Below are 23,535 nucleotides of genomic sequence, written 5' to 3'. Positions count from 1 at the left end.
TGGGGCGAATTATAGACCTCTGGAATCTGCCGTCAACACCTATTTTCATATTTCTGTCATATCGGTCAAAAAGCCCCGAAAACGCGAAGGCCGACCCTAAAGGTCGGCCTCCTGCGCCCCCTTCTATTTATAAGCTAGGGAATGCGAACTGCGACGCCTCATGGCTCGCACGTTGTGGCCAGCGCTGGGTGATCGCCTTGCGACGGGTATAAAAGCGCACGCCGTCCGGACCATACGCATGCAGGTCGCCAAACAGCGAACGCTTCCAGCCGCCGAAGCTGTGATAAGCCACCGGCACCGGCAGCGGCACGTTGACGCCGACCATGCCGACCTCGATCTCGTCGCAGAACAGCCGCGCCGCTTCACCGTCACGGGTGAAGATGCAGGTGCCGTTGCCGTATTCGTGATCATTGATCAGTTGCATCGCCTCTTCCAGGCTGTTCACCCGCACCACGCACAACACCGGGCCGAAAATCTCTTCTTTATAGATGCGCATCTCTGGGGTGACGTTGTCGAACAGGCAGCCACCGAGGAAGAAGCCGTCTTCATGACCGGCCACGCTCAGACCACGACCATCGACCACCAGGGTCGCGCCCGCCGCCACACCGTCGTCCACATAACCGCTGACCTTGTCACGCGCCTGCCCGGTAACCAATGGCCCCATGTCCAGGCCGCACGAGGTACCGGCGCCAATTTTCAGCGCCTTGATCTGTGGAACCAGTTTCGCCACCAGCGCGTCCGCGACCTGGTCGCCAACACACACGGCCACCGAGATCGCCATGCAGCGCTCGCCGCAAGAACCGTAAGCCGCGCCCATCAGTGCGCTGACCGCATTATCCAGATCGGCGTCCGGCATCAGTACCGCGTGGTTCTTCGCGCCGCCCAGCGCCTGCACGCGTTTGCCGCGCTTGGTGCCTTCGGCGTAGATGTATTCGGCAATCGGGGTCGAACCCACGAAACTCAGCGCTTTGACTTCCGGAGCTTCGATCAACGCGTCCACCGCAGTCTTGTCACCATGGACCACACTCATCACGCCTTTCGGCAACCCGGCTTCCAGCAGCAACTGGGCGATCAGCAGCGTCGAGCTTGGATCGCGCTCGGATGGCTTGAGGATGAAGCAGTTGCCGCAGACGATGGCCAGCGGGTACATCCACAGCGGCACCATGGCCGGGAAGTTGAACGGGGTGATGCCGGCGACAATCCCCAGTGGCTGGAAGTCCGACCAGGCATCGATGTTCGGGCCGACGTTGCGGCTGTACTCGCCCTTGAGGATTTCCGGGGCGGCGCAGGCGAACTCGACGTTCTCGATACCGCGCTTCAATTCACCGGCGGCATCTTCCAGGGTCTTGCCATGCTCTTCGCTGATCAGTTGCGAGATGCGTGCTTCGTTCTGCTCCAGCAGTTGCTTGAAACGGAACATCACCTGGGCGCGTTTGGCCGGTGGCGTGTTGCGCCAGGCCGGGAACGCAGCCTTGGCGGCGTCGATGGCTTTCTGAATGGTGGCCTGGCTGGCCAATGGCAGTTTGTGAATCGCCTGGCCGGTAGACGGGTTGAACACATCCACAGCGCGACCGGTTTCGGTCACCAGTTCGCCATTGATCAAATGCGGGATAACGCTCATCGAACACTCCTGAATTCTGGTCCACGGGCACCCGTAAAGGAGCGCCCGGTTGTGTAGGTATATATAGAAGGAAAATCAGTCGAGCTTGTTCAGCACTTCGCCGACCGCGTCGAACAGACGATCGAGATCTTGCGGCTTGCTGTTGAAGGTTGGGCCGAATTGCAGAGTGTCGCCGCCGAAGCGCACGTAGAACCCGGCCTTCCACAAAGCCATGCCCGCTTCGAACGGACGCACGATGGCGTCACCGTCGCGCCCGGCAATCTGGATCGCGCCGGCCAGACCGTAGTTGCGAATGTCGATGACGTTCTTTGAGCCTTTCAGGCCATGCAGCGCGTTTTCGAAATGCGGCGCGACTTCGGCGACGCTCTGCACGAGGTTTTCCTTTTGCAGCAGGTCAAGTGCCGCCAGGCCAGCAGCACAAGCCACCGGGTGCGCCGAGTAGGTATAGCCGTGAGGGAATTCCACGGCGTATTCCGGCGTCGGCTGGTTCATGAACGTCTGGTAGATCTCGGAGCTGGCAATCACCGCGCCCATCGGGATCGCACCGTTGGTGACTTGCTTGGCGATGCACATCAGGTCCGGCGTCACGCCGAAGCTGTCGGCGCCGAACATCGAACCGGTGCGGCCGAAACCGGTGATCACTTCGTCGAATACCAGCAGGATGTTGTGCTGATCGCAGATCTCACGCAGACGCTTGAGGTAACCCTGCGGCGGAACCAGCACCCCGGCAGAGCCGGCCATCGGCTCAACGAACACCGCAGCGATGTTGGAAGCGTCGTGCAGTTCGATCAACTTCAGCAGTTCATCAGCCAAGGCGATACCGCCCTGCTCCGGCATGCCACGGGAAAAGGCATTGCTCGCCAGCAGTGTGTGCGGCAGGTGATCGACATCCATCATCGCCTGACCGAACAGTTTCCGGTTGCCATTGACGCCGCCGAGGCTGGTGCCGGCGATGTTCACGCCGTGGTAGCCACGGGCACGGCCGATCATTTTGGTCTTGGTCGCCTGACCCTTCAGGCGCCAGTAGGCACGGACCATTTTCACCGCAGTATCGGCGCACTCGGAGCCGGAATCGGTGAAGAACACATGGTTCAAGTTGCCCGGGGTCAGCTCGGTGATCTTCTCAGCCAGCTGGAATGACAGCGGATGACCGTATTGGAAACCCGGCGAGTAATCGAGGGTGCCCAGTTGTTTCGCAACGGCTTCCTGAATTTCCTTGCGGGTGTGCCCGGCGCCGCAGGTCCACAGACCGGACAGCGAGTCGTAGATCTTGCGGCCCTTGTCGTCGAACAGCCAGCTGCCTTCGGCGCCGACGATCAGACGCGGGTCGCGCTGAAAGTTGCGGTTGGCGGTGTACGGCATCCAGTGCGCGTCCAGCTTCAGTTGGCTGGCCAGTGGCGACGGCGCGTTTTCAGGCATGTTCATCGGGCAAAACCTCGCAGGGCATAAGCGTCAGAGAGATGGAAAGCGTTGTTGCAGCTAAATTGCCACGGCGATAAAGTCGGTGAAATTCAACTCTTCTAACCTTCAGTTAGATCTTCGCTAAACAAAGAGAACAAGAAATGAGCAGCCGCCGCGCCGATCCGCTGGCCCAGGTCAGTGATTTTGATATTCGCCTGCTGCGGATTTTTCGCAGTGTCGTGGAGTGTGGCGGCTTCTCCGCAGCGGAAACCGTGCTGGGCATCGGGCGCTCTGCGATCAGCCAGCAGATGAGTGATCTGGAACAGCGCCTCGGCTTGCGCTTGTGTCAGCGTGGCCGGGCCGGATTTTCCCTGACCGAGGAAGGTCGCGAGGTGTATCAGTCGGCACTGCAGCTTTTGAGTGCGCTGGAAAGTTTCCGCACCGAGGTCAACGGTCTGCATCAACACCTGCGCGGTGAATTGATCATCGGCCTGACCGACAACCTCGTCACCCTGCCGCACATGCGCATCACCCATGCCCTCGCGCAACTGAAGGAGCGTGGGCCGGATGTGCAGATCCAGATTCGCATGATCGCGCCGAACGAAGTCGAACAAGGCGTACTCGACGGACGTTTGCACGTTGGCGTGGTGCCACAGGCCAGTGCACTGTCGGGACTGGAATACCAGCCGTTGTACAGCGAGCGTTCGCTGCTGTATTGCGCGGTGGGTCATCCGCTGTTTTATGTCGACGACAAACAACTCGATGATCAGCGCCTTAACAGCCAGGACGCGATTGCGCCGACCTTTCGTTTGCCGGCGGAGATTCAGGCGCATTATCAGGTGCTCAATTGCACCGCCAGTGCTTCCGACCGTGAGGGCATGGCGTTTCTGATTCTGACCGGGCGCTATATCGGTTATTTGCCGGATCATTACGCCAGCCTCTGGGTGCAGCAGGGGCGTTTGCGGGCGCTCAAGGCTGGGACGCGTTTTTACGATTTGAGTCTGGCATCGGTCACGCGCAAGGGCCGGCGCCCTCATTTGGTGCTGGAAAGCTTTTTGGAGAGTCTGGCGGCTACGCGTTGATGGGGAACGCGACATTGGTGAAGTACAGCAAGATCAAGGGATCGCAGCCTTCGGCAGCTGCTACAGAGAGAATAAGTTGAGCAAGTGGACAGCTTTTTGCAAAGCAGGATCAAACCGATCCTTGAACAAGAAGCCCACCCATGCAGCCAGATTCCGATTCGTCCAGTGAACTGATCTACGGCCTCAACGACCGTCCCAAACCTCTCGCCGCGATCCTCGCCGCGTTGCAACACGTGCTTGCCAGTTTCGTCGGCATCATTACCCCGCCGCTGGTAATCGGCTCCGCGCTCGGGCTGACCGCGCATCTGCCGTACCTGATCAGTATGGCGTTGATGGTCTCGGGCGTCGGCACCTTTATCCAGGCGCGACGACCGTTCGGCATCGGCGCGGGGATGATCTGTCTGCAAGGCACCAGTTTCGCTTTTCTCGGCGCGGTGCTGTCGGCCGGATTTCTGGTCAAGCAACGCGGCGGCAGCCCGGAAGATATTCTGGCGATGATTTTTGGCGTGTGCTTTTTCGGCGCTATCGTGCAAATCGTGCTCAGCCGTTTCATCGGCCAGTTGCGCCGAGTGGTGACACCGCTGGTGACCGGCATCGTCATCACGCTGATCGGTATCAGTCTGATCAAGGTTGGCATTACCGATCTGGGTGGTGGCTTCAACGCGCCGGACTTCGGCGCACCGGGCAATCTGGCCCTGGGCGTGTTCGTGCTGCTGACGATCATTCTGCTCAACCGCTCGAACACGCCGTGGGTAAGGCTGTCGGCGATCATCATCGGACTGGTGCTCGGCAGTCTCGCGGCGTGGCTCAGCGGGAAATTGCTGCCGCAGCCGTTGCCTGACTTGCCGCTGGTGAGTTTTCCTACGCCGTTCAAGTTCGGATTCAACTTCGACTGGACAGCTTTCCTGCCGGTGGCGCTGATTTATCTGATCAGCACCATCGAAACCGTCGGTGACCTCACCGCCAATTGCATGCTCGCCCGTCAACCGATCAGTGGCCCTTCTTATATAAGCCGCTTGCGCGGTGGCGTACTCGGTGATGGTGTCAGTTGCATGATCGCTGCGACCTTCAGCGCTTTTCCCAATACGACCTTCGCGCAGAACAATGGCGTGATCCAGTTGACCGGCGTCGCCAGCCGCTACGTCGGCCTGTACATAGGCGCGATTCTGTTCTGCCTCGGCCTGTTCCCGCTGATCGGCGCGGTGCTGCAACAAATCCCGAAACCGGTGCTGGGCGGTGCGACGCTGGTGATGTTCGGTGCGGTAGCGGCGGCGGGCGTACGCATTCTCGCGCAGTCACCGCTGGACCGGCGCAGCATGTTGATCATTGCCACTTCGTTCGGCGTCGGCCTCGGTATCGCCGCGCAACCGAACCTGCTGCACCTGCTGCCAAAACTGGTGCAGAACCTGTTCGACTCGGCGATCACCAGCGGCGGGCTGACGGCAATCTTCCTGTGTCTGCTGTTGCCGGAAGGCAAAACTGCGGCGGCCAAAAGCCCCGCGCCATTGAACAAGATCGAACAGGCGTAACTGTTTTTCCGCGCAAGGACTTGTCGGATGCCTGTGGGTGCGCTATCAACGCAACTGGTTGCACCCACAGACAATCCCGGAAGTGCCTATGACCTTTGAAGTCCCAGCCCACGGCGGCAAACCCGCCAGCCGCATTCGTCAGAAGAACGAAGAGACCATTCTCAAAGCCGCAGAAGACGAGTTCGCCCGTCACGGGTTCAAAGGCACCAGCATGAACACCATCGCGCAGAATGCCGGGCTGCCCAAGGCCAACCTGCATTATTACTTCACCAACAAACTCGGTTTGTATGTGGCGGTGCTGAGCAACATCATCGAGTTGTGGGACAGCACCTTCAACACCCTCACCGCCGAGGATGATCCAGCCGAAGCGCTGACCCGCTACATCCGCGCGAAGATGGAATTCTCCCGGCGCCAGCCACAGGCCTCGCGAATCTTCGCCATGGAAGTGATCAGCGGCGGCGAATGCCTGAGTGAATATTTCAATCAGGATTACCGCGCCTGGTTCACCGGGCGCGCGGCGGTGTTTCAGGCGTGGATCGATGCAGGCAAAATGGACCCGGTCGATCCGGTGCATCTGATTTTCCTGCTGTGGGGCAGCACTCAGCACTATGCCGACTTCGCCACGCAGATTTGCCGCGTCACCGGGCGCAGCAAGTTGACCAAGCAGGACATGGAAGACGCCGGCAATAATCTGATCCGCATCATTCTCAAAGGCTGCGGCCTCACTCCTCCTCTATAAGACGTTTATGCCTTTCACCCTCAGCGGTTTTTGCGAATACCGCGAAGAGATTCGCAAAAGCCGCTTCATCACCCTGGCGACGCCGATCAGCAGCCCCGCCGACGCGCAGGCTTTTTTCGAGCAGCACAGCGATGTGAATGCCACGCACAATTGCTGGGCGTGGAAACTCGGCGCGCAATATCGAAGCACTGATGACGGCGAGCCGGGGGGCACGGCCGGTCGCCCCATTCTGGCGGCGATCGAAGCGCAGGATTGCGATCAGGTTGCGGTGCTGGTAATTCGCTGGTACGGCGGCATTCAACTGGGCACCGGCGGTTTGGCCCGAGCCTATGGCGGCGGCGCCAACAAGTGCCTGCAAGCGGCGGAAAAAATCGAGCTGATCAGCCGCGTGCCGCTGAGCTGCGCCTGCGGATTTGCCGAACTGGCGCTGGTGAAGTTGCGCGTGGCGGACTTGGGCGGGTTGGTGGTGGAGGAAAACTTCACGGCCAACGGCGTTGAATTGAAGTTGGCGGTGGGGGAAGCGCAGATCGATATCTTGCAATTCCAACTTGCTGACTTGAGTCGTGGGCGGATTTTGTTGCAGCGGTGAAGAAGATCAAAAGATCGCAGCGTTCCGCAGCTCCAACAGTCGAAATGCGTTCCCCGTAGGAGCTGCCGAAGGCTGCGATCTTTTAGAGCATCACTCGTACTTTCATAAAACCACAAGTTGCCCACACCTGCTGTGCACCCGACTGTGGATAACCTGAGCACATACCGCTGTAACCCTTCTGTCATGCGGCTTTGCGCGATTTGTTCACTTTTCGTTCAATCTAACCGACGAAACGGAAATCCAGCGTAAAAACAAACAGTTATCTTCGTTTATCACCATTAGAAGAAAGCATTGCAGTGCTTATGCCCGGCCTCAGCGCTTGCGCACAATTACTGTGGAACAACCTGTGGATAAGCCGTTCATGACCGCCGCAGTCGCTGGATCCATCTAGCCCCCAAGCGATTGCTCGTTTTTTAACCAACCGCACGCGGGCAAAACTGGAGCCTGGTCAACGGCTTTGCGCTGAATTGGTGCTCGACCGTGGATCAAATCAAGCACCGATGCGCTGCAATCGGCATTTGCGTACGGGTCGGGCAGGCGTTCCTGACTCAATGGCCAGGAAATTGCTTTATCCACAGGCACAACTCCAAGCCAGTCGAGCCTGTCATGTCCATCGCCCCTTCCCCACCGCGCCTGCAACTGCGCCAGATAAGCAAACGCTACCCCGGTTGCCTGGCCAACGATGCCATCGACCTGAGCATCGCGCCGGGTGAAATCCATGCCCTGCTCGGCGAAAACGGCGCGGGCAAAAGCACGTTGATGAAGATCATTTACGGTGTCACCCAGTGCGACAGCGGTGAAATGCTCTGGCAGGCTCAGCGCGTGCAGATCCGCAATCCGGCGCAGGCGCGGCAGTTGGGCATCGGCATGGTGTTCCAGCATTTCTCGCTGTTCGAAACCCTCAGCGTGGCGCAGAACATTGCTTTGGCGATGGGTGCGAAGGCTGGCACGCCGAAGCAACTGGAGCCGAAGATTCGCGAAGTATCACGGCGTTACGGCATGGCGCTGGAACCGGAGCGACTTGTCCACAGCCTGTCGATTGGCGAGCGGCAACGGGTAGAAATCATTCGTTGCCTGATGCAGGACATTCGCCTGTTGATTCTGGACGAGCCGACCTCGGTGCTGACGCCGCAAGAGGCTGACGAATTGTTCGTTACTCTGCGGCGTCTTGCTGACGAGGGCTGCAGCATTCTGTTTATCAGCCACAAGCTCGGTGAAGTGCGCGCCTTGTGCCACAGCGCCACGGTGCTGCGCGGCGGTCGGGTTGCCGGGCATTGCCTGCCGGCGCAATGTTCGGATCAGCAATTGGCGCAACTGATGGTCGGTGAAGCGGCGGCGCTGATTGGCGACTATCCGAAGGTCTGCGGTGGCGCGGCGTTTCTACAGGTTGACGGGTTGAGTTGGCACAATCCGGATCCGTTTGGTTGCTCGCTGCACGACATCGACCTGCAAGTGCGCAGCGGTGAAATCGTCGGCATCGCCGGGGTCGCGGGCAACGGTCAGGATGAATTGCTCGCCCTGCTCAGCGGCGAACAGACCTTGCCTCGTGCGCAAGCGGCGACCCTGCGCTTCGCTGGGCGAAACGTCGCGGATCTGCGTCCGGACGCCCGACGCAAACTCGGTATGGCTTTCGTGCCGGCCGAACGCCTCGGCCACGGCGCGGTGCCGGAGTTGAGTCTGGCCGACAACGCCTTGCTCAGTGCTTTCCAGCAAGGACTTGTCAGCCACGGGCTGATTCAACGCGGCAAAGTCGAAACCCTCGCGCAGCAGATCATCCAGCGCTTCGGCGTGAAAACCCCAGGCACGCAAACCGCCGCGCGCAGTCTGTCCGGCGGCAACCTGCAGAAATTCATCCTTGGTCGGGAGATCCTTCAGCAGCCGAAATTACTGATCGCCGCGCACCCGACCTGGGGCGTCGACGTCGGCGCCGCCGCGACCATCCATCGCGCCTTGATCGCCCTGCGCGATGCCGGCGCGGCGATCCTGGTGATTTCCGAAGACCTCGATGAACTGTTCCAGATCAGCGATCGCCTCGGCGCGCTGTGCGGCGGGCGTCTATCGGCGCTGCAAGACACCGGCGCGACACAACTGAGCGATGTCGGTGCGTGGATGGCCGGCCAGTTCGATCACTCACCTGGCGCTGCCTCGGTTTAACGGAGTTTCAACCATGCTGCTTTCTCTCGAACCCCGTGGTCAGCAATCGCGCCTGATGCTGTGGTGCTCGCCGTTACTGGCGGCGGTGCTGACTCTCGGCTGCGGCTCACTGTTGTTCATCGCGCTGGGCCACGATCCACTGCAAACCTTGCACACGCTGCTGATCGCACCGGTCAGCGACCTGTACGGGGTGTCCGAATTACTGGTCAAGGCGCTGCCGATCCTGCTCTGCGCACTGGGACTGGCCGTGGCCTATCAGGCGCGGATCTGGAACATCGGCGCCGAAGGCCAATTGCTCCTCGGCGCACTGGCCGGCAGTGCTCTGGCGGTGAACATTATCGATATGCAAAGCCGCTGGGCGCTGGTGCTGATCCTGCTGACCGGCACCTTTGCCGGTGCCGCATGGGGCGGGCTTACCGCATGGCTGCGCACACGCTTCAACGCCAACGAAATCCTCACCAGCATCATGCTCAATTACATCGCGCTGAACCTGCTGCTGTTCTGCGTGCACGGGCCTCTGAAGGATCCTGAGGGATTCAATTTCCCCGAGTCGGCGATGTTCGGCGATGCCAGTCGCTTGCCGTTGCTGCTCGAAGACGGCCGGGTCCATGCCGGGGTGTATTTCGCCCTGCTCGCGCTGGTCGCGGTGTGGGTGTTGTTGCAGAAAAGCTTTATCGGTTTCCAGATCAAAGTGCTGGGCCTGGACAAGCGTGCGGCAGGCTTTGTCGGCTTTCGCGAGAAGCGCCTGATCTGGCTGGCGCTGTTGATCAGCGGTGGTCTGGCCGGGCTCGCCGGGGTCTGCGAAGTGACCGGGCCGATCGGCCAACTGGTGCCGCAGGTGTCGCCGGGTTATGGCTACGCGGCGATTACCGTGGCGTTTCTCGGGCGGCTCAATCCGCTCGGCATTCTGTTCTCCAGTCTGCTGATGGCGCTGTTGTACATCGGCGGCGAGAGCGCGCAGATGTCGCTCAATCTGCCGCAGGCAATCACCCAGTTGTTCCAGGGCATGATGCTGTTTTTCCTGCTCGCCTGTGACGTGCTGATTCTCTATCGGCCACGCCTGAAACTGCGCTGGAGCCGGCGCGCCTTGCCCCCTGCCGTAACCGCCGGAGCGCTGTGATGGATATCGATCTGTTGAGCAATATTTTCTATGCCATGGTCCGCTGCGGCACGCCGCTGTTGCTGGTGGCATTGGGTGAGTTGATCTGCGAGAAGAGCGGCGTCCTCAACCTCGGCCAGGAAGGCATGATGCTCTTTGGGGCGGTGATCGGTTTTATCGTCGCGCTGAACAGCGGCAACCTGTGGCTCGGCGTGCTGTTGGCGATGCTGGCCGGGATGTTGTTGTCGTCGCTGTTCGCTTTGGTAGCGCTGGTGTTCAATGCCAATCAGGTGGCGACCGGATTGGCGCTGACGATTTTCGGTGTCGGACTTTCGACCTTTGTCGGGGCGGCCTGGGTCGGTAAACCGCTTACGGGTTTCGAGCCTTTGGCGATTCCGTATTTGAGTGAAATTCCGCTGATCGGGCGGATGCTGTTTGCTCAGGATCTGCTGGTATATCTGTCGTTCGCGCTGTTTGCGTTGGTGGCGTGGGTGATCATCAAAAGCCGTGTCGGGCTGATCATTCAGGCGGTCGGTGAAAACCCGGATGCCGCCAGTGCGATGGGCTTGCCGGTGCTGACTGTGCGTACGTTGGCGGTGCTGTTTGGCGGAGCGATGGCCGGGCTGGCCGGGGCGTATCTGTCGCTGGCCTACACGCCGATGTGGGCAGAAAACATGACCGCCGGACGCGGCTGGATCGCCCTGGCGCTGGTGGTGTTCGCCAGTTGGCGGGTCTGGCGCTTGTTGCTTGGGGCGTATCTGTTTGGCCTCGCCAGCATCCTGCACCTGGTGGCACAGGGGTTGGGGCTGGCGATTCCGTCTAGCCTGCTGGCGATGCTGCCGTACCTGGCGACGATTTTGGTGCTGGTGCTGCTGTCCCGCGATGCCGTGCGGACGCGGTTGTATGCCCCGGTTTCGTTGGGGCAGCCGTGGCAACCGGGACATTAATTGATGTCAGAGCGGGCCTCTTCGCGAGCAGGCTCGCTCCCACATTTGACTGATTCAAGCCAAATCCCCTGTGGGGAGCCTGCTTGCGAAAGCGTCCGCACAGGCAACACTCGAACCACGCCCCGCAACTATTTCTGATCAAACGCCCTCGAGAAACTCAAGAAGCCTGGAGTATGCTCCGGGGTCAAAGCGTCTTTTTCGCCAAGAGTGCAACTGCGCATCGGTCAGGCGTGTCCATTGAACCCTGAATGCTGACTTTCAAGGAAACCCATCATGTCTCAGGCAAAAAACGCACTGATCATCGGCGCCTCTCGGGGCTTGGGCCTCGGGCTGGTGAAGACGTTGCTGGGCGACGGCTGGCAAGTAACCGCCACCGTGCGCAATCCGCAGAAGGCCGAGGCGCTGCAAGCGCTGGGTGATGTGCGCATCGAGAAGCTCGACATGGACGATCAGCAAGCGGTGATCGCCCTCAGCCAGAAGCTCAAGGGCGAAACCTTCGATCTGTTGTTCGTCAATGCCGGGGTCAAAGGTCCGGACGTACAGACACCGGGCGGCGCGACACTGGCTGAGGTCGGGAAACTGTTTTTCACCAACGCGGTGGCGCCGATCAATCTGGCCCAGCGCTTCGTCGGGCAGATCCGCGACGGCAGCGGCGTGCTGGCGTTCATGAGTTCGGTGCTCGGCAGCGTGACCATGCCCGACGCGCCGGAGCTGGCGCTGTACAAGGCGAGCAAGGCGGCGCTGAATTCGATGACCAACAGTTTCGTCACGCAACTGGGCGAGCAGAAACTGACCGTGCTGTCGCTGCACCCGGGCTGGGTGAAAACCGACATGGGCGGCGAAGGCGCCGATCTCGACGTCGAGACCAGCACCCGCGGGCTGATCGATCAGGTCAATGCGTTTACCGGCAAGGGCGGGCATCACTTCGTCAATTACAAGGGTGAAACCATTCCCTGGTAAGCACTGAAAATCCCGATGTGGGAGCGAGCCTGCTCGCGAATACGATCTGTCAGGTAAATCTGTATCGACTGACATGACGCCTTCGCGAGCAGGCTCGCTCCCACAAAGGATGATGGTGAATGGTCGGGTCGGGCTTGCCCGATGTGGCGATTTGTTTGAAACTGCGCGCCTCGTCCTTCGCGGCGACCCTGGATCAGCAGACAGGGCAACACTGAGCTGGCAACCCTGAACCCAACTTTCAGAGGAGCCGGCCACAATGCCTGCGACCCGTACCTGGTTAAAAAATCCCCTCGCCATTTTCACCTCCAACCAACTCGACGCCCGTGGCGGCCTTGTCGTGCAGGACGGTGTGATCGTCGAAGTGCTCGCTGCCGGTCAGCAGCCGTCTGCGCCGTGCAATGAAGTGTTCGATGCCCGCGAACATGTGATCCTGCCTGGCCTGATCAACACTCACCATCATTTCTATCAGACCCTGACCCGCGCTTGGGCGCCGGTGGTCAATCAGCCGCTGTTTCCGTGGCTGAAAACCCTGTACCCGGTATGGGCGCGCCTGACCCCGGAAAAACTTGCCCTCGCGACCAAAGTGGCGCTGGCCGAATTGCTGCTCTCGGGTTGCACCACTGCTGCCGACCATCACTACTTGTTCCCGGACGGTCTGGAAAACGCCATCGATGTGCAAGTCGAGACCGTGCGGGAACTGGGCATGCGCGCCATGCTCACCCGCGGCTCGATGAGCCTCGGCGAGAAGGACGGCGGCCTGCCTCCGCAACAAACGGTGCAGGAAGGGCAAGTGATTCTCGACGACAGTCAGCGGCTGATTCACGAGTACCACGAGCGTGGCGACGGCGCGCAGATCCAGATCGCCCTGGCACCGTGTTCGCCGTTTTCGGTGACCCCGGAAATCATGTCGGCCAGCGCTGATCTGGCGAACGAACTCGATGTGCGTCTGCACACGCACCTGGCGGAAACCCTCGATGAGGAAGACTTCTGCCTGCAGCGTTTCGGCCTGCGCACCGTGGATTATCTGGACAGCGTCGGCTGGCTCGGCCCGCGTACCTGGCTGGCCCACGGCATCCATTTCAACCCCGACGAAATCGCCCGCCTCGGCCAGGCCGGCACCGGCATCTGCCACTGCCCGAGCTCGAACATGCGCCTGGCTTCCGGCATCTGCCCAAGCATCGAATTGACAGATGCCGGTGCGCTGTTCGGTCTCGGTGTCGACGGTTCGGCGTCCAACGATGCCTCAAACATGATCCTCGAAGCGCGCCAGGCCCTGTACATCCAGCGCCTGCGTTACGGCGCCGAAAAAATCACCCCGGAGCGCGTGCTGGGCTGGGCGACCAAGGGTTCGGCGAGCCTTTTGGGCCGTACCGACATCGGCGAAATCGCCGTCGGCAAACAGGCGGATCTGGCGTTGTTCAAGCTCGATGAACTGCGCTTCTCCGGTAGCCATGATCCGATTTCGGCACTGCTGCTGTGCGGCGCTGACCGGGCGGATCGGGTGATGATCGGGGGCAAGTGGCGTGTGGTTGATGGACAGGTTGAGGGGTTGGACCTGAAAGGTCTGATTGCCGATCACAGCCAGGCGGCTCGGCAGTTGATTGCCGGTACCTGACTCACCGTCGTTCAAAACTGTGGGAGCGAGCCGGCTCGCGAAGAGGGAGTGTCAGACAACATGTTTGTCGGATGACACACCGCTTTCGCGAGCAGGCTCGCTCCCACATGGGTATCTGCCAGCCCTAAAGGCCCAGTAGCGACAGCATGATGAACGTGGCAAACAGCACAAAGTGCGTCATGCCCTCGATGGCGTTGGTTTCGCCGTCATTGAGGTTGATCGCGCTGACGATCAGGGTGATGAAGATCATCACCGTTTGCACCGGGGTCATCGCCATTTGAAACGGCTGGCCGGTGTACAGCGCCATCGCTTCCATCACCGGCACGGTGAGGATCACCGTCGACAGTGACGCGCCCATCGCAATGTTGACCACCGACTGCATGCGATTGGCCAGTGCTGCACGCAGTGCGGTCAGAATCTCCGGCGCCGCCGAAATCGCCGCCACCAGAATCGCCGTGATAACCGGCGGCGCGCCCGTGCCCTCCAGACCCAGATCAAGCGTCTTCGACATCACCTCGGCCAGTGCGCCGATGATCACCACCCCCGACACCAGAATGCCGATCGACAATGCCAGGCTGACCGGTTTCGGCTCCTGCTCGACCGGCTCTTTGCGCCGGCGTTTGTCCGGGTAGCTGTAGCTGAAAAAGTAGCTGTGCGGGCCGACCTGCATGCGCAGGAACAGCGCGTAAAGCACCACCATCGCGCCGATGGTGAACGCCGAATAAATCTTCCAGTTGGCTTGAGGAATGAACTCCGGCACCACCATCGACACGCCCATCGCAGTGAGGATCATCACACTGTAACTGCGCGCCGAATCGTCGTTGTAGGACTGCTCGCCGTGTTTGATCCCGCCCATCAGTGCGGCAAGTCCGAGGATGCCGTTGATGTCGAGCATCACCGCTGAGTAGATCGTGTCGCGCACCAGCGTCGCCGAGGCCTCGTTGCTCATCATGATCGCCAGGATCACCACTTCGACCAGCACCGCCGAGAGCGTGAGGATCATCGTGCCGTAGGGATCGCCGACCTTCTCCGCGAGCAGTTCGGCGTGATGAGCGACGCGCATCGAAGCGGCGACGATGAAGGCGATCAGCAGCAGACCGCCGACCAGCGCGACGATCTGGCCGCTGTGCAGCAGCCAGTGTTCCAGTGGATAAGCGACGCACGCGGCAAGGACTGCCAGCAGCAGGAAGCTTTCTTGTTTGAGGATCGAGAGCATGACGGGCCTTTTGCCGAAAAGAGCTGATGAAGCTACTGACTGCCGGGCGGCGCTAACGTTTCGTTACATCTTCGCGCACCAACCCATGGCAGCTGAATTCAGGCATGCACTTTTATTGGCCTTGCCGGCGCCTTCGCGAGCAGGCTCGCTCCCACATTGAAATGCGTCCCCTGTGGGAGCGAGCCTGCTCGCGAACGCCGCGCCGCGATTCCAAATTGTTTGTTGTCCTGTTGGTCAGCAATTTGCATTGGCCCTGAGCACACACAACAAAACGGGGTTCGGGTTCATGCCAATACGTCCGCTGCACAAACTGCTGTACGCCGCCATCGGGCTGGGAATCAGCCTGAGCGCCAGCGCTGCCGATCCGCTGAAGGTCGGTTTCGTCTACATCGGCCCGATCGGTGACCACGGCTGGACGTATCAGCACGAACAGGGGCGCAAAGCGCTGGCGGAGAAATTCGGCACGCAGATCACCACCAACTACGTGGAAAACGTCGCAGAAGGCGCCGACGCCGAGCGGGTGATCCGCAACATGGCCAAGGACAAATACGATCTGATCTTCACCACGTCATTCGGCTACATGAACCCGACGGTGAAAGTCGCCAGGCAATTTCCCAAGGTGACGTTCGAACACGCCACCGGCTACAAGCAGGACAAGAATCTCGGCACCTATCTCGCGCGCACTTACGAGGGCCGTTATGTCAGCGGATTCCTCGCGGCGAAGATGACCAAGACCAGGAAGATCGGCTACGTCGCCTCGTTCCCGATTCCGGAAGTGATCCGCGACATCAACGCCATCCAGTTGGCCTTGAACAAGTACAACCCTGGCACCGAGATCAAGGTGGTGTGGGTCAACTCCTGGTTCGACCCGGGTAAAGAGGCCGATGCCGCCAACGCGCTGATCGACCAGGGCGTCGACGTGGTGTTCCAGCACACCGACAGCCCGGCGCCGATCCAGGCTGCCGAACGACGCGGCGTGTACGCCGTGGGTTACGCCTCGGACATGGCCCACTTCGGGCCGAAAGCGGTGCTGACTTCGATCGTCAACGATTGGGCGCCGCACTACATTCAGGCGACGCAGGGTGTGATCGATCACACCTGGAAATCCCAGGATTACTGGGGCGGGCTGAAGGAAGGCACGGTGGAGCTGCCGATCAGCGATCTGGTACCAGCGCCGGTGAAAGCCGAGGCCGAACAGTTGATCGCCGACATCAAGAGTGGTGCATTGCAGCCGTTTACCGGGCCGATCAAGGATCAGGCCGGCGTGGAAAAAATCCCGACGGGCGTGAGCGCCACGAACGCGGAACTGGCGTCGATGAATTATTACGTCGAGGGCATGAAGGCAGAGATGCCGAAGTAGTCCCCCGATTCACCACACAAAACCCTGTGGGAGCGAGCCTGCTCGCGAAGGCGTTGAGTCAGTCACCGCTGAGTTGTCTGATTCACCGCTTCGCGAGCAGGCTCGCTCCCACATTGGAAACACAGCGTATTCAAGGATTGTGTATGGATCAGCTTCCCATCATCGACATCAGCCCGCTCTACAGCACCGATGAAAATGCCTGGCCCGCCGTGGCCGGGCAGATCGACCAAGCCTGTCGCGAGTGGGGCTTTTTCTATATCAAGGGCCATCCGATTTCCGCACAGCGCATCGACGCCCTGCTCGATCACGCCCAGCGTTTCTTCGCCCTGCCCGCCGCGGAAAAACTCAAGATCGACATCACCCGGACCCGCCACCATCGCGGCTACGGCGCGATTGCCACCGAGCAACTGGACCCGGACAAACCCAGCGATCTCAAGGAAACCTTCGACATGGGGCTGCACTTGCCGGCCGAGCATCCGGAGGTGCTCGCGGAAAAACCCTTGCGCGGGCCCAATCGCCATCCCGCGCAAACCGGCTGGGCCACGCTGATGGAGCAGCATTACCTCGACATGCAGGCGCTGGCGCAAACCCTGTTGCGGGCGATGACCATCGCACTGGGCATCGAGCGTGATTTCTTCGACGTACGCTTTGTCGAGCCGGTCAGCGTCTTGCGAATGATCCATTATCCGCCGCGCCACACCGCCAGCTCCGCCGAGCAGCAAGGCGCCGGCGCCCATACCGATTACGGCTGCATCACCTTGCTTTATCAGGACAGCGCCGGCGGCTTGCAGGTGAAGAACGTCAAAGGTCAATGGATCGACGCGCCACCGATTGACGGTACCTTCGTGGTCAACCTCGGCGACATGATGGCGCGCTGGAGCAACGACCGTTATCGCTCGACGCCGCACCGGGTGATCAGCCCGCTGGGGGTGGATCGCTATTCGATGCCGTTCTTCGCCGAACCGCACCCGGACACGCGCATCGAATGCCTGCCCGGTTGTCAGGACGCACAGCACCCGGCGAAATATCCGACCACCACCTGCGCTGAATTCCTGCTCTCGCGCTTCGCCGATACCTACGCCTATCGCCGCGAACAAGAGGCGGTCTGATCGATCAACTGGTCAGGTTTTGCCAATTGTTGCGGCGAGCCTCTGTAGAATGCCGGCATTGCACCTGATGAGAAAAGACTATGTACGACTGGCTCAACGCCCTGCCCAAAGCCGAACTGCACCTGCATCTGGAAGGTTCGCTGGAGCCTGAACTGCTGTTCGCCCTGGCCGAACGCAACAAGATCGCCCTGCCGTGGAGCGACGTCGAAACCCTGCGCAAGGCTTACGCCTTCAACAATCTGCAGGAATTTCTCGACCTCTATTACCAGGGCGCCGATGTGCTGCGCACCTCGCAGGATTTCTATGACCTGACCTGGGCCTACCTGTTGCGCTGCAAGGCGCAGAACGTGATTCATACCGAACCGTTCTTCGATCCGCAGACCCACACCGACCGGGGCATCCCGTTTGAAGTGGTGCTCAACGGCATCGCCGCCGCCCTTAAGGATGGCGAGACGCAACTGGGCATCAGCAGCGGTCTGATCCTCAGCTTCCTGCGTCACCTCAGCGAAGACGAAGCACAGAAAACCCTCGATCAGGCGCTGCCGTTCCGTGACGCGTTTGTCGCAGTCGGGCTCGACAGTTCGGAAATGGGCCACCCGCCGAGCAAGTTCAAACGCGTCTTCGATCGCGCCCGCGACGAAGGTTTCCTCACAGTCGCCCACGCCGGCGAAGAAGGTCCACCGGAGTACATCTGGGAAGCCATCGACCTGCTGAAAATCCAGCGCATCGACCATGGCGTGCGCGCCATCGAAGACGAGCGCCTGATGCAGCGGATCATCGATGAGCAGATCCCGCTGACCGTATGCCCGCTGTCGAACACCAAGCTCTGCGTGTTCGATCACATGTCACAGCACAACATCCTCGACATGCTCGAGCGCGGCGTGAAGGTCACGGTGAACTCCGATGACCCGGCGTATTTCGGTGGTTACGTGACCGAGAATTTCCACGCGTTGCACGAACATCTGGGCATGACCCAGGATCAGGCCAGGCGCCTGGCGCAGAACAGCCTGGATGCGCGCTTGGTAAAACCGTAAGCAACACCGCAAAACCAATGTGGGAGCGAGCCTGCTCGCGAAGAGGGAGAGTCAGTCAACATTTTCGTTGAATGAAACACCGCTTCGCGAGCAGGCTCGCTCCCACATTCATATCGATGTTCACTCGGTGAGCTCTTCCAGGGTCTTGCCCCGCGTCTCCATCCCGAACAGCCACACCACTCCCGCCGCTATCGCAAAGCACGCCGCACCCAGCGCGAAGACTCCGCCCTGCCCGGTAATCGGGAATACCAGCCCGGTCACCAATGGCCCGAGCAATGAACCGACGCGGCCGATCGCCGAGGCAAATCCCGAGCCGGTTGCCCGTGCTGAAGTCGGGTACAGCTCCGGCGTGTAGGTGTAGAGCACCGCCCACATGCCGAACAGAAAGAACTGCATCAACAGCCCGGTGCCGATCAGCAACGCCACGTTGCCGCCGAACACCGCGCTCTGCCCATACAGAAACGCCATCACCCCGCCGCCGAGCAAGGTGACGATACACACCGGTTTGCGTCCCCAACGCTCAACCAGCCACGCCGCCATGAGGAACCCGGGAATCCCGCCCAGCGAGATCAGCACCGTGTAGTACACCGACTGCGTCACGGCGAAACCCGACTGCTGCAACAATGCGCTGAGCCATGAAGTCAGCCCGTAGAAACCCAGCAATGCAAAGAACCACAGGCTCCAGATCATCGTCGTGCGCTGGCGATATTGCGGCGACCAGATCCGCTTGAGTGCCGAGAAGAAATTGCCCGGTGGCGTTACTGTGCGCGGCAAACGAACCGGTTCCGGCAATTCAGCGCCGCGCAGCGAAGCACGCACCCGCGCTTCAATCCCGTTCAATACTTTGTCCGCGTCGGCGTCGCGCCCGGCCTGTTCCAGCCAGCGCGGTGACTCGGGAATGAAAAAGCGGATCGCCAGGACAAACACCGCCGGCACCGCCAACACCAGAAAAATATCGCGCCAGCCAATCAGCGGCAGCAGGAAGTACGAGAGCACGCCCGCCGCAACAAAACCCAGCGGCCAGAAGCCGTCCATCAATGCGATGTAGCGCCCGCGGCGTTGCGCCGGAATCAGCTCCGAGAGCATCGATTGCGCGATGGGAAACTCCATGCCCATGCCGATGCCCAGCAGGATGCGGAACAGCGTCAGCGTCTCCACCGTCTGCGCTGTTGAACACAGGTAACTGGCCACGCCCCACAGCACGATGCTCCACTGAAACACCGGTTTGCGTCCGAAGCGGTCGGCGAGCATCCCCGACAACGACGCCCCGAGCACCATGCCGAAAAAGCTCGAACTGGCCAACAGCCCGGCTTGTGCACTGCTCAGGCCGAACTCGGCTTTGATCGAGCCAAGCAGGAACGTCATCATCGCCAGATCCATGGAATCGAAGAAAAACGCCAGGGCAATAATGATGAAAATGACGCGGTGATAACCACTGACCGGCAGCCGTTCCAGGCGCTCAGCCGCGCTAAAGCGTTGTGTATTCATGTTGCGCTCCCCCATCCGGAAAAATCCCCGGATCGAGTGTGCGTGATGGTCATTCGGAGGCCGTACTGGATGCGACCTGTTCACAGCCGTGGGCGACGTTGCGTTTCAGCTCATCGCACAGCAGCGCTCTAGAACGCAGTTTCCAGCTCGGTTTCCTTGGCAAAGCGATGGATTTCGCGCTGGCCGGTGGCGGTCAACTGCAAGGCGCGCGAATCGTTGGGCAAGGTCAGCCAGCCGGACTGCATGAACAACTGCAACAACGCCGCCCCCAGTGAGCCGCCCATGTGCGGACGGCGCTCGCTCCAGTCCGGGCAGGCACAGGCGACCTGCACGTTGCGGTGCGCCAGGGCCTGAATGAACACACCGCGCTGGGCCAGTCGGGTTGAACCCTTGTGCGTCACTACCACGCGCTGCTCGAGCTGTTCGATCCAGCCGGCATCGAGCAGGCGCTGATACAGGTCGGCTGCCAGGGTGCCGCCCAGATGATCGTCGCAGAAACGCGCGCGCAACAGCGAAGACGGCGCCGCCTGCGGCCTGACCATCGGCGTGGTGCGTTTCAACGCAGCGGGAATTTGCCGTGGCGCGCTGGCGATGGTGGCGCTGGCCAATGCCTCGATTGCCGCGCCGACTTCCGGCGCTGCCAGGCGAAAAAAGCGTTTGCGCCCACGCATTTCGACGTTCAACAGCCCCCCTGCGGACAGTCGCCCCAGATGCGCACTGGCCGACGACGGCGAGAGCCCGGCCAGCAACGCCAGCTCTTCGGCTTGCCGCGCCGAGCCATCCATCAACGCCCACATCATCGCGCTGCGCTTGGGGTCGGCCAGCAATGTCGCGATCTGGCTGATGCACGGTGCATGTTCCATATGTTCACTCCCTGTCGAATCGTATCGTCTACCGCTCGGAGACATCTTGGCCGCTTATGGGTCATCGGCCAACACGCGAAAATCGCCCTGGATCGAGGCAAGGGATGCCACCGACACCAGCTGCTCCGGCACACAACCTGGCAGCAGAAGTTGCAACCGTCACCAAAAGCCGGCAACGCGTTACGGGGTCTGCGCGCCGGGTGTGAGTGCAGGCATGAGGCGGGCGCTAGTATAAGCGGGTTGAGCCAGACGTCCTGCGCCCGGGCCTGCGCAGGTGGCGATTGTTGCTGACAGAAATTTCTCTATTTGCCTGCGACTAATGATCAACTTTGAGAAAACCGGGAAATTGACTACTCAATTCGGCACATCGGCTGGCGAGCATCTCCCTCAGCAGGTTCACCGGCTTACTCAATTGTGCGCGATGGGCGCACAACAGATTCAGCGGTGCGCGCTCACACAGCAGTTCCGGCATCAGCACCTTGAGGCGACCGGCGAGCACATCGGTGCCGACGTCGAGCCAGGATTTGTAGGCAATTCCGGCACCGGCCAGCGCCCATAGCCGCACGACATCGGCATCGTCACTGAAGCGGTCGCCGCTGACGGTCAGGCTGACTTCGCGCTTGCCATCGTGAAAACTCCAATGGTCATGAACGCGGCTGCCGAGCATGTACAGCAGGCAGTTGTGCTGGGCCAGTTGCTCGAGCTGACGCGGCTCGCCGTGTCGGGCCAGATAGTCGGGGGATGCGCACAACACGCGGCGATTGTGCGGGGCAATGGGCAAGGCAATCAGGCTGGAATCTTCCGGCTCGCCATAGCGCAGGGCGATGTCCACCGGTTGCCGGAACAGGTCGGCGATGCGGTCGCCGAGCAACAACCGCACCGTCAGTTTCGGGTGTTCACGCTGGAACGCATCAAGCCACGGCAGCAGCAGATTGCGGCCGAAATCCGAAGGCGCCGACAGTTGCAGAATCCCGCTGACCTGGTCCTGACCGCTGGCCAGCAGACGACGTCCTTCGTCGAGATTGCTCAAGGCGGCGCGAGCATATTCGAGGAAGCCTTCGCCCTCGGCGGTCAGGCGCAGGCTGCGAGTCGAACGCGCCAGCAGCCGCGCACCGAGTTGCTGCTCGATGCGCTTCAACGCCGCGCTGGCCACGGCGGCGGACATGTCCATCACTCGCGCCGCTGCCGACAGGCTGCCCAGATCAGCAGCGCGAACAAACAACTGCAAGTCATCAAAACGCAGCATGCCCAGCCTCGATTATCAAAAAAAAATTGAAAGAGACTGCTCTTTTAGCCGGTTTTATCGCGAGGAGAAATAGCCAATGATGTCCTTCATCGAATTCATCCTGATCTTCTTCTATCAACTGTACGGAGCCACTTATGAAAGCCATTGCTTATTACGCTTCCCTGCCGATCAGCGACGCCAAATCTCTGCAAGACATCGAACTGCCAGAACCGCTCGCCGGTCCGCGCGATCTGCTGGTGGAGGTCAAGGCCATCTCGGTCAATCCGGTCGACACCAAAGTGCGGCAGAACGTGGCGCCGGAAAACGGCGCGGCGAAAGTGCTGGGCTGGGACGTTGCCGGTGTGGTCAAGGCTGTCGGCAGCGAGGTCACCCTGTTCAAGGCTGGCGACAAGGTGTTCTACGCCGGGTCGATTGCCCGGGCCGGTGGCAACAGTGAGTTGCACGTGGTTGATGAGCGCATCGTCGGGCACATGCCCAAGTCCCTCGGTTTCGCCGAAGCCGCTGCGCTGCCGCTGACTGCGATCACCGCATGGGAATTGCTCTTCGAGCGCCTGCAAATCAGCGAAGGCAGCACCGGTCAAGGCCAGAGCCTGCTGATCGTCGGTGCGGCGGGCGGCGTCGGCTCGATCCTCACCCAATTAGCGAAGCAATTGACCGGACTCAAGGTGATCGGCACGGCTTCGCGCCCACAGACCCGTGAATGGGTCAGCGAACTCGGTGCCGATCTGGTCATTGATCATAGCCAGCCGCTGAGCGAAGAATTGAAACGTGCCGGCATCGAGAGCGTGACCCACGTCGCCAGCCTGACCCAGACCGATCAGCATCTGCCGCAACTGGTCGAGGCCCTCGCGCCGCAAGGCAGACTGGCGCTGATCGACGATCCGAAGTCCCTCGATATCAGCCTGCTCAAGCGCAAGAGCCTGTCGCTGCATTGGGAGTTCATGTACACCCGTTCGCTGTTCGAAACGCCGGACATGATCGAACAGCACAAGCTGCTCAACCGCGTTGCCGAGCTGATTGACGCAGGGACTTTGAAAACCACCCTGGGCGAGCACTTCGGCGTGATCAAAGCGGCCAACCTGCGGCGCGCCCATGAGCTGCTGGAAAGCGGCAAGGCCAAGGGAAAAATTGTTTTAGAAGGTTTCTAAACAATAAAGCCCCGCAGTCGCTGGTGATGCCAGAGCGGTTGCGGGGCTTTTTGCCGTCAGTCAGTTGCCTGACCCTTGTCACAATTGCGCGGGTATTGGGGTCTACAATCGAAGCCTCTGCGATACATCTTTTACGCAAGGGAGGTCAGCAATGAAGATCCTGATAAAAGAAGTGGCAAAGTCTCAATGGCAAGTGCGCCTGGACCAGCACGTCGTGACCTTTCGCAGTGAAGCCGAAGCTCTGGCCTTCACTCGCACCCTCGAAGCGCGACTCTGCGCGCCCCACCGGATCCCCGAACCGAGCCAGCAGCGCGCCGCTGGCTGAGTTTTCAAGC

General features: G+C 60.6%; 20 protein-coding genes. 14 read left to right on the top strand and 6 right to left on the bottom strand.

What is annotated here, in order from left to right; genetic code table 11:
* Positions 1 to 127: 127 nt before the first annotated feature.
* Both GXB78_RS27625 and GXB78_RS27620 read right to left on the bottom strand, forming a co-directional pair.
* Entirely contained in the window at positions 128 to 1,621 is a 1,494-nt protein-coding gene (locus tag GXB78_RS27625) for a CoA-acylating methylmalonate-semialdehyde dehydrogenase (protein ID WP_071174323.1), read from the bottom strand.
* Between the two features lie 75 nt (positions 1,622 to 1,696).
* Positions 1,697 to 3,046: an aspartate aminotransferase family protein gene (locus tag GXB78_RS27620; RefSeq protein WP_329517796.1), complete on the bottom strand. Its 1,350-nt coding sequence runs from the start codon at positions 3,044 to 3,046 to the stop codon at positions 1,697 to 1,699.
* 137 nt (positions 3,047 to 3,183) lie between these two features.
* Here GXB78_RS27620 and GXB78_RS27615 point away from each other — a divergent pair, with 137 nt between their 5' ends.
* The 9 genes from GXB78_RS27615 (at position 3,184) to GXB78_RS27575 (ending at position 13,736) form a co-directional block, all read left to right on the top strand.
* Positions 3,184 to 4,104 (top strand): LysR family transcriptional regulator, encoded by a 921-nt coding sequence (locus GXB78_RS27615; protein WP_329517795.1) that lies wholly within the window; start codon positions 3,184 to 3,186, stop codon positions 4,102 to 4,104.
* Between the two features lie 140 nt (positions 4,105 to 4,244).
* A complete protein-coding gene (locus tag GXB78_RS27610) occupies positions 4,245 to 5,633 on the top strand; it encodes a uracil-xanthine permease family protein (protein WP_329517794.1) in 1,389 nt (462 codons plus the stop codon).
* An 88-nt stretch (positions 5,634 to 5,721) separates the two neighbouring features.
* Positions 5,722 to 6,372 carry a TetR/AcrR family transcriptional regulator gene (locus GXB78_RS27605; protein ID WP_329517793.1) on the top strand — a complete coding sequence of 217 codons (651 nt, stop codon included), beginning with the start codon at positions 5,722 to 5,724 and terminating at the stop codon, positions 6,370 to 6,372.
* A gap of 7 nt (positions 6,373 to 6,379) precedes the next feature.
* Complete coding sequence (locus GXB78_RS27600; RefSeq protein ID WP_329517792.1) at positions 6,380 to 6,961, top strand: IMPACT family protein; 582 nt, start codon at positions 6,380 to 6,382, stop codon at positions 6,959 to 6,961.
* Between the two features lie 606 nt (positions 6,962 to 7,567).
* Positions 7,568 to 9,115 carry an ABC transporter ATP-binding protein gene (locus GXB78_RS27595; RefSeq protein WP_329517791.1) on the top strand — a complete coding sequence of 516 codons (1,548 nt, stop codon included), beginning with the start codon at positions 7,568 to 7,570 and terminating at the stop codon, positions 9,113 to 9,115.
* Between the two features lie 13 nt (positions 9,116 to 9,128).
* The gene (locus tag GXB78_RS27590; RefSeq protein WP_329517790.1) at positions 9,129 to 10,235 is read left to right on the top strand and encodes an ABC transporter permease; all 1,107 of its coding nucleotides are present in this window, start codon (positions 9,129 to 9,131) and stop codon (positions 10,233 to 10,235) included.
* Positions 10,235 to 11,161: an ABC transporter permease gene (locus GXB78_RS27585; protein ID WP_329517789.1), complete on the top strand. Its 927-nt coding sequence runs from the start codon at positions 10,235 to 10,237 to the stop codon at positions 11,159 to 11,161. Before GXB78_RS27590 ends, GXB78_RS27585 begins: the two co-directional genes overlap by 1 nt.
* Positions 11,162 to 11,434: 273 nt before the next feature.
* Positions 11,435 to 12,121 carry an SDR family oxidoreductase gene (locus GXB78_RS27580; RefSeq protein ID WP_329517788.1) on the top strand — a complete coding sequence of 229 codons (687 nt, stop codon included), beginning with the start codon at positions 11,435 to 11,437 and terminating at the stop codon, positions 12,119 to 12,121.
* A gap of 256 nt (positions 12,122 to 12,377) precedes the next feature.
* Positions 12,378 to 13,736: an 8-oxoguanine deaminase gene (locus GXB78_RS27575; protein WP_329517787.1), complete on the top strand. Its 1,359-nt coding sequence runs from the start codon at positions 12,378 to 12,380 to the stop codon at positions 13,734 to 13,736.
* Positions 13,737 to 13,860: 124 nt separating this feature from the next.
* Here GXB78_RS27575 and GXB78_RS27570 read toward each other — a convergent pair whose 3' ends face one another.
* Positions 13,861 to 14,952: a calcium:proton antiporter gene (locus GXB78_RS27570; protein ID WP_042609771.1), complete on the bottom strand. Its 1,092-nt coding sequence runs from the start codon at positions 14,950 to 14,952 to the stop codon at positions 13,861 to 13,863.
* A 286-nt stretch (positions 14,953 to 15,238) separates the two neighbouring features.
* Here GXB78_RS27570 and GXB78_RS27565 point away from each other — a divergent pair, with 286 nt between their 5' ends.
* From GXB78_RS27565 to GXB78_RS27555, 3 genes are all read left to right on the top strand, one after another.
* Positions 15,239 to 16,312 (top strand): BMP family ABC transporter substrate-binding protein, encoded by a 1,074-nt coding sequence (locus GXB78_RS27565; RefSeq protein ID WP_329517786.1) that lies wholly within the window; start codon positions 15,239 to 15,241, stop codon positions 16,310 to 16,312.
* A gap of 143 nt (positions 16,313 to 16,455) precedes the next feature.
* Positions 16,456 to 17,421, top strand: coding sequence for a 2-oxoglutarate and iron-dependent oxygenase domain-containing protein (locus GXB78_RS27560; RefSeq protein WP_329517785.1), 966 nt, complete (start codon positions 16,456 to 16,458; stop codon positions 17,419 to 17,421).
* 80 nt (positions 17,422 to 17,501) lie between these two features.
* A complete protein-coding gene (locus tag GXB78_RS27555) occupies positions 17,502 to 18,455 on the top strand; it encodes an adenosine deaminase (RefSeq protein ID WP_065615564.1) in 954 nt (317 codons plus the stop codon).
* Between the two features lie 120 nt (positions 18,456 to 18,575).
* On the opposite strand, the gene GXB78_RS27550 is transcribed toward GXB78_RS27555, so the two are convergent.
* The 3 genes from GXB78_RS27550 to GXB78_RS27540 form a co-directional block, all read right to left on the bottom strand.
* Complete coding sequence (locus GXB78_RS27550) at positions 18,576 to 19,943, bottom strand: MFS transporter (protein ID WP_329517784.1); 1,368 nt, start codon at positions 19,941 to 19,943, stop codon at positions 18,576 to 18,578.
* A gap of 128 nt (positions 19,944 to 20,071) precedes the next feature.
* On the bottom strand, positions 20,072 to 20,806 hold the full coding sequence (locus GXB78_RS27545) for an ArsR/SmtB family transcription factor (protein ID WP_329517783.1): 735 nt from the start codon (positions 20,804 to 20,806) through the stop codon (positions 20,072 to 20,074).
* Between the two features lie 316 nt (positions 20,807 to 21,122).
* Positions 21,123 to 22,052 (bottom strand): LysR family transcriptional regulator, encoded by a 930-nt coding sequence (locus tag GXB78_RS27540; RefSeq protein WP_329517782.1) that lies wholly within the window; start codon positions 22,050 to 22,052, stop codon positions 21,123 to 21,125.
* Positions 22,053 to 22,186: 134 nt separating this feature from the next.
* Here GXB78_RS27540 and GXB78_RS27535 point away from each other — a divergent pair, with 134 nt between their 5' ends.
* Together GXB78_RS27535 and GXB78_RS27530 are read left to right on the top strand one after the other, a co-directional pair.
* Complete coding sequence (locus tag GXB78_RS27535) at positions 22,187 to 23,200, top strand: zinc-binding alcohol dehydrogenase family protein (RefSeq protein WP_329517781.1); 1,014 nt, start codon at positions 22,187 to 22,189, stop codon at positions 23,198 to 23,200.
* A 151-nt stretch (positions 23,201 to 23,351) separates the two neighbouring features.
* Positions 23,352 to 23,525, top strand: a complete 174-nt coding sequence (locus GXB78_RS27530) for a hypothetical protein (RefSeq protein ID WP_016771823.1) — start codon at positions 23,352 to 23,354, stop codon at positions 23,523 to 23,525.
* Positions 23,526 to 23,535 lie beyond the last annotated feature (10 nt).

Origin of the sequence: Pseudomonas moraviensis subsp. stanleyae, from assembly GCF_036283065.1 — a bacterium.
GTDB lineage: Bacteria > Pseudomonadota > Gammaproteobacteria > Pseudomonadales > Pseudomonadaceae > Aquipseudomonas > Aquipseudomonas stanleyae.
Note: the sequence above shows the minus strand (reverse complement) of the source record. Positions and strands in the feature narration are given on the sequence as shown.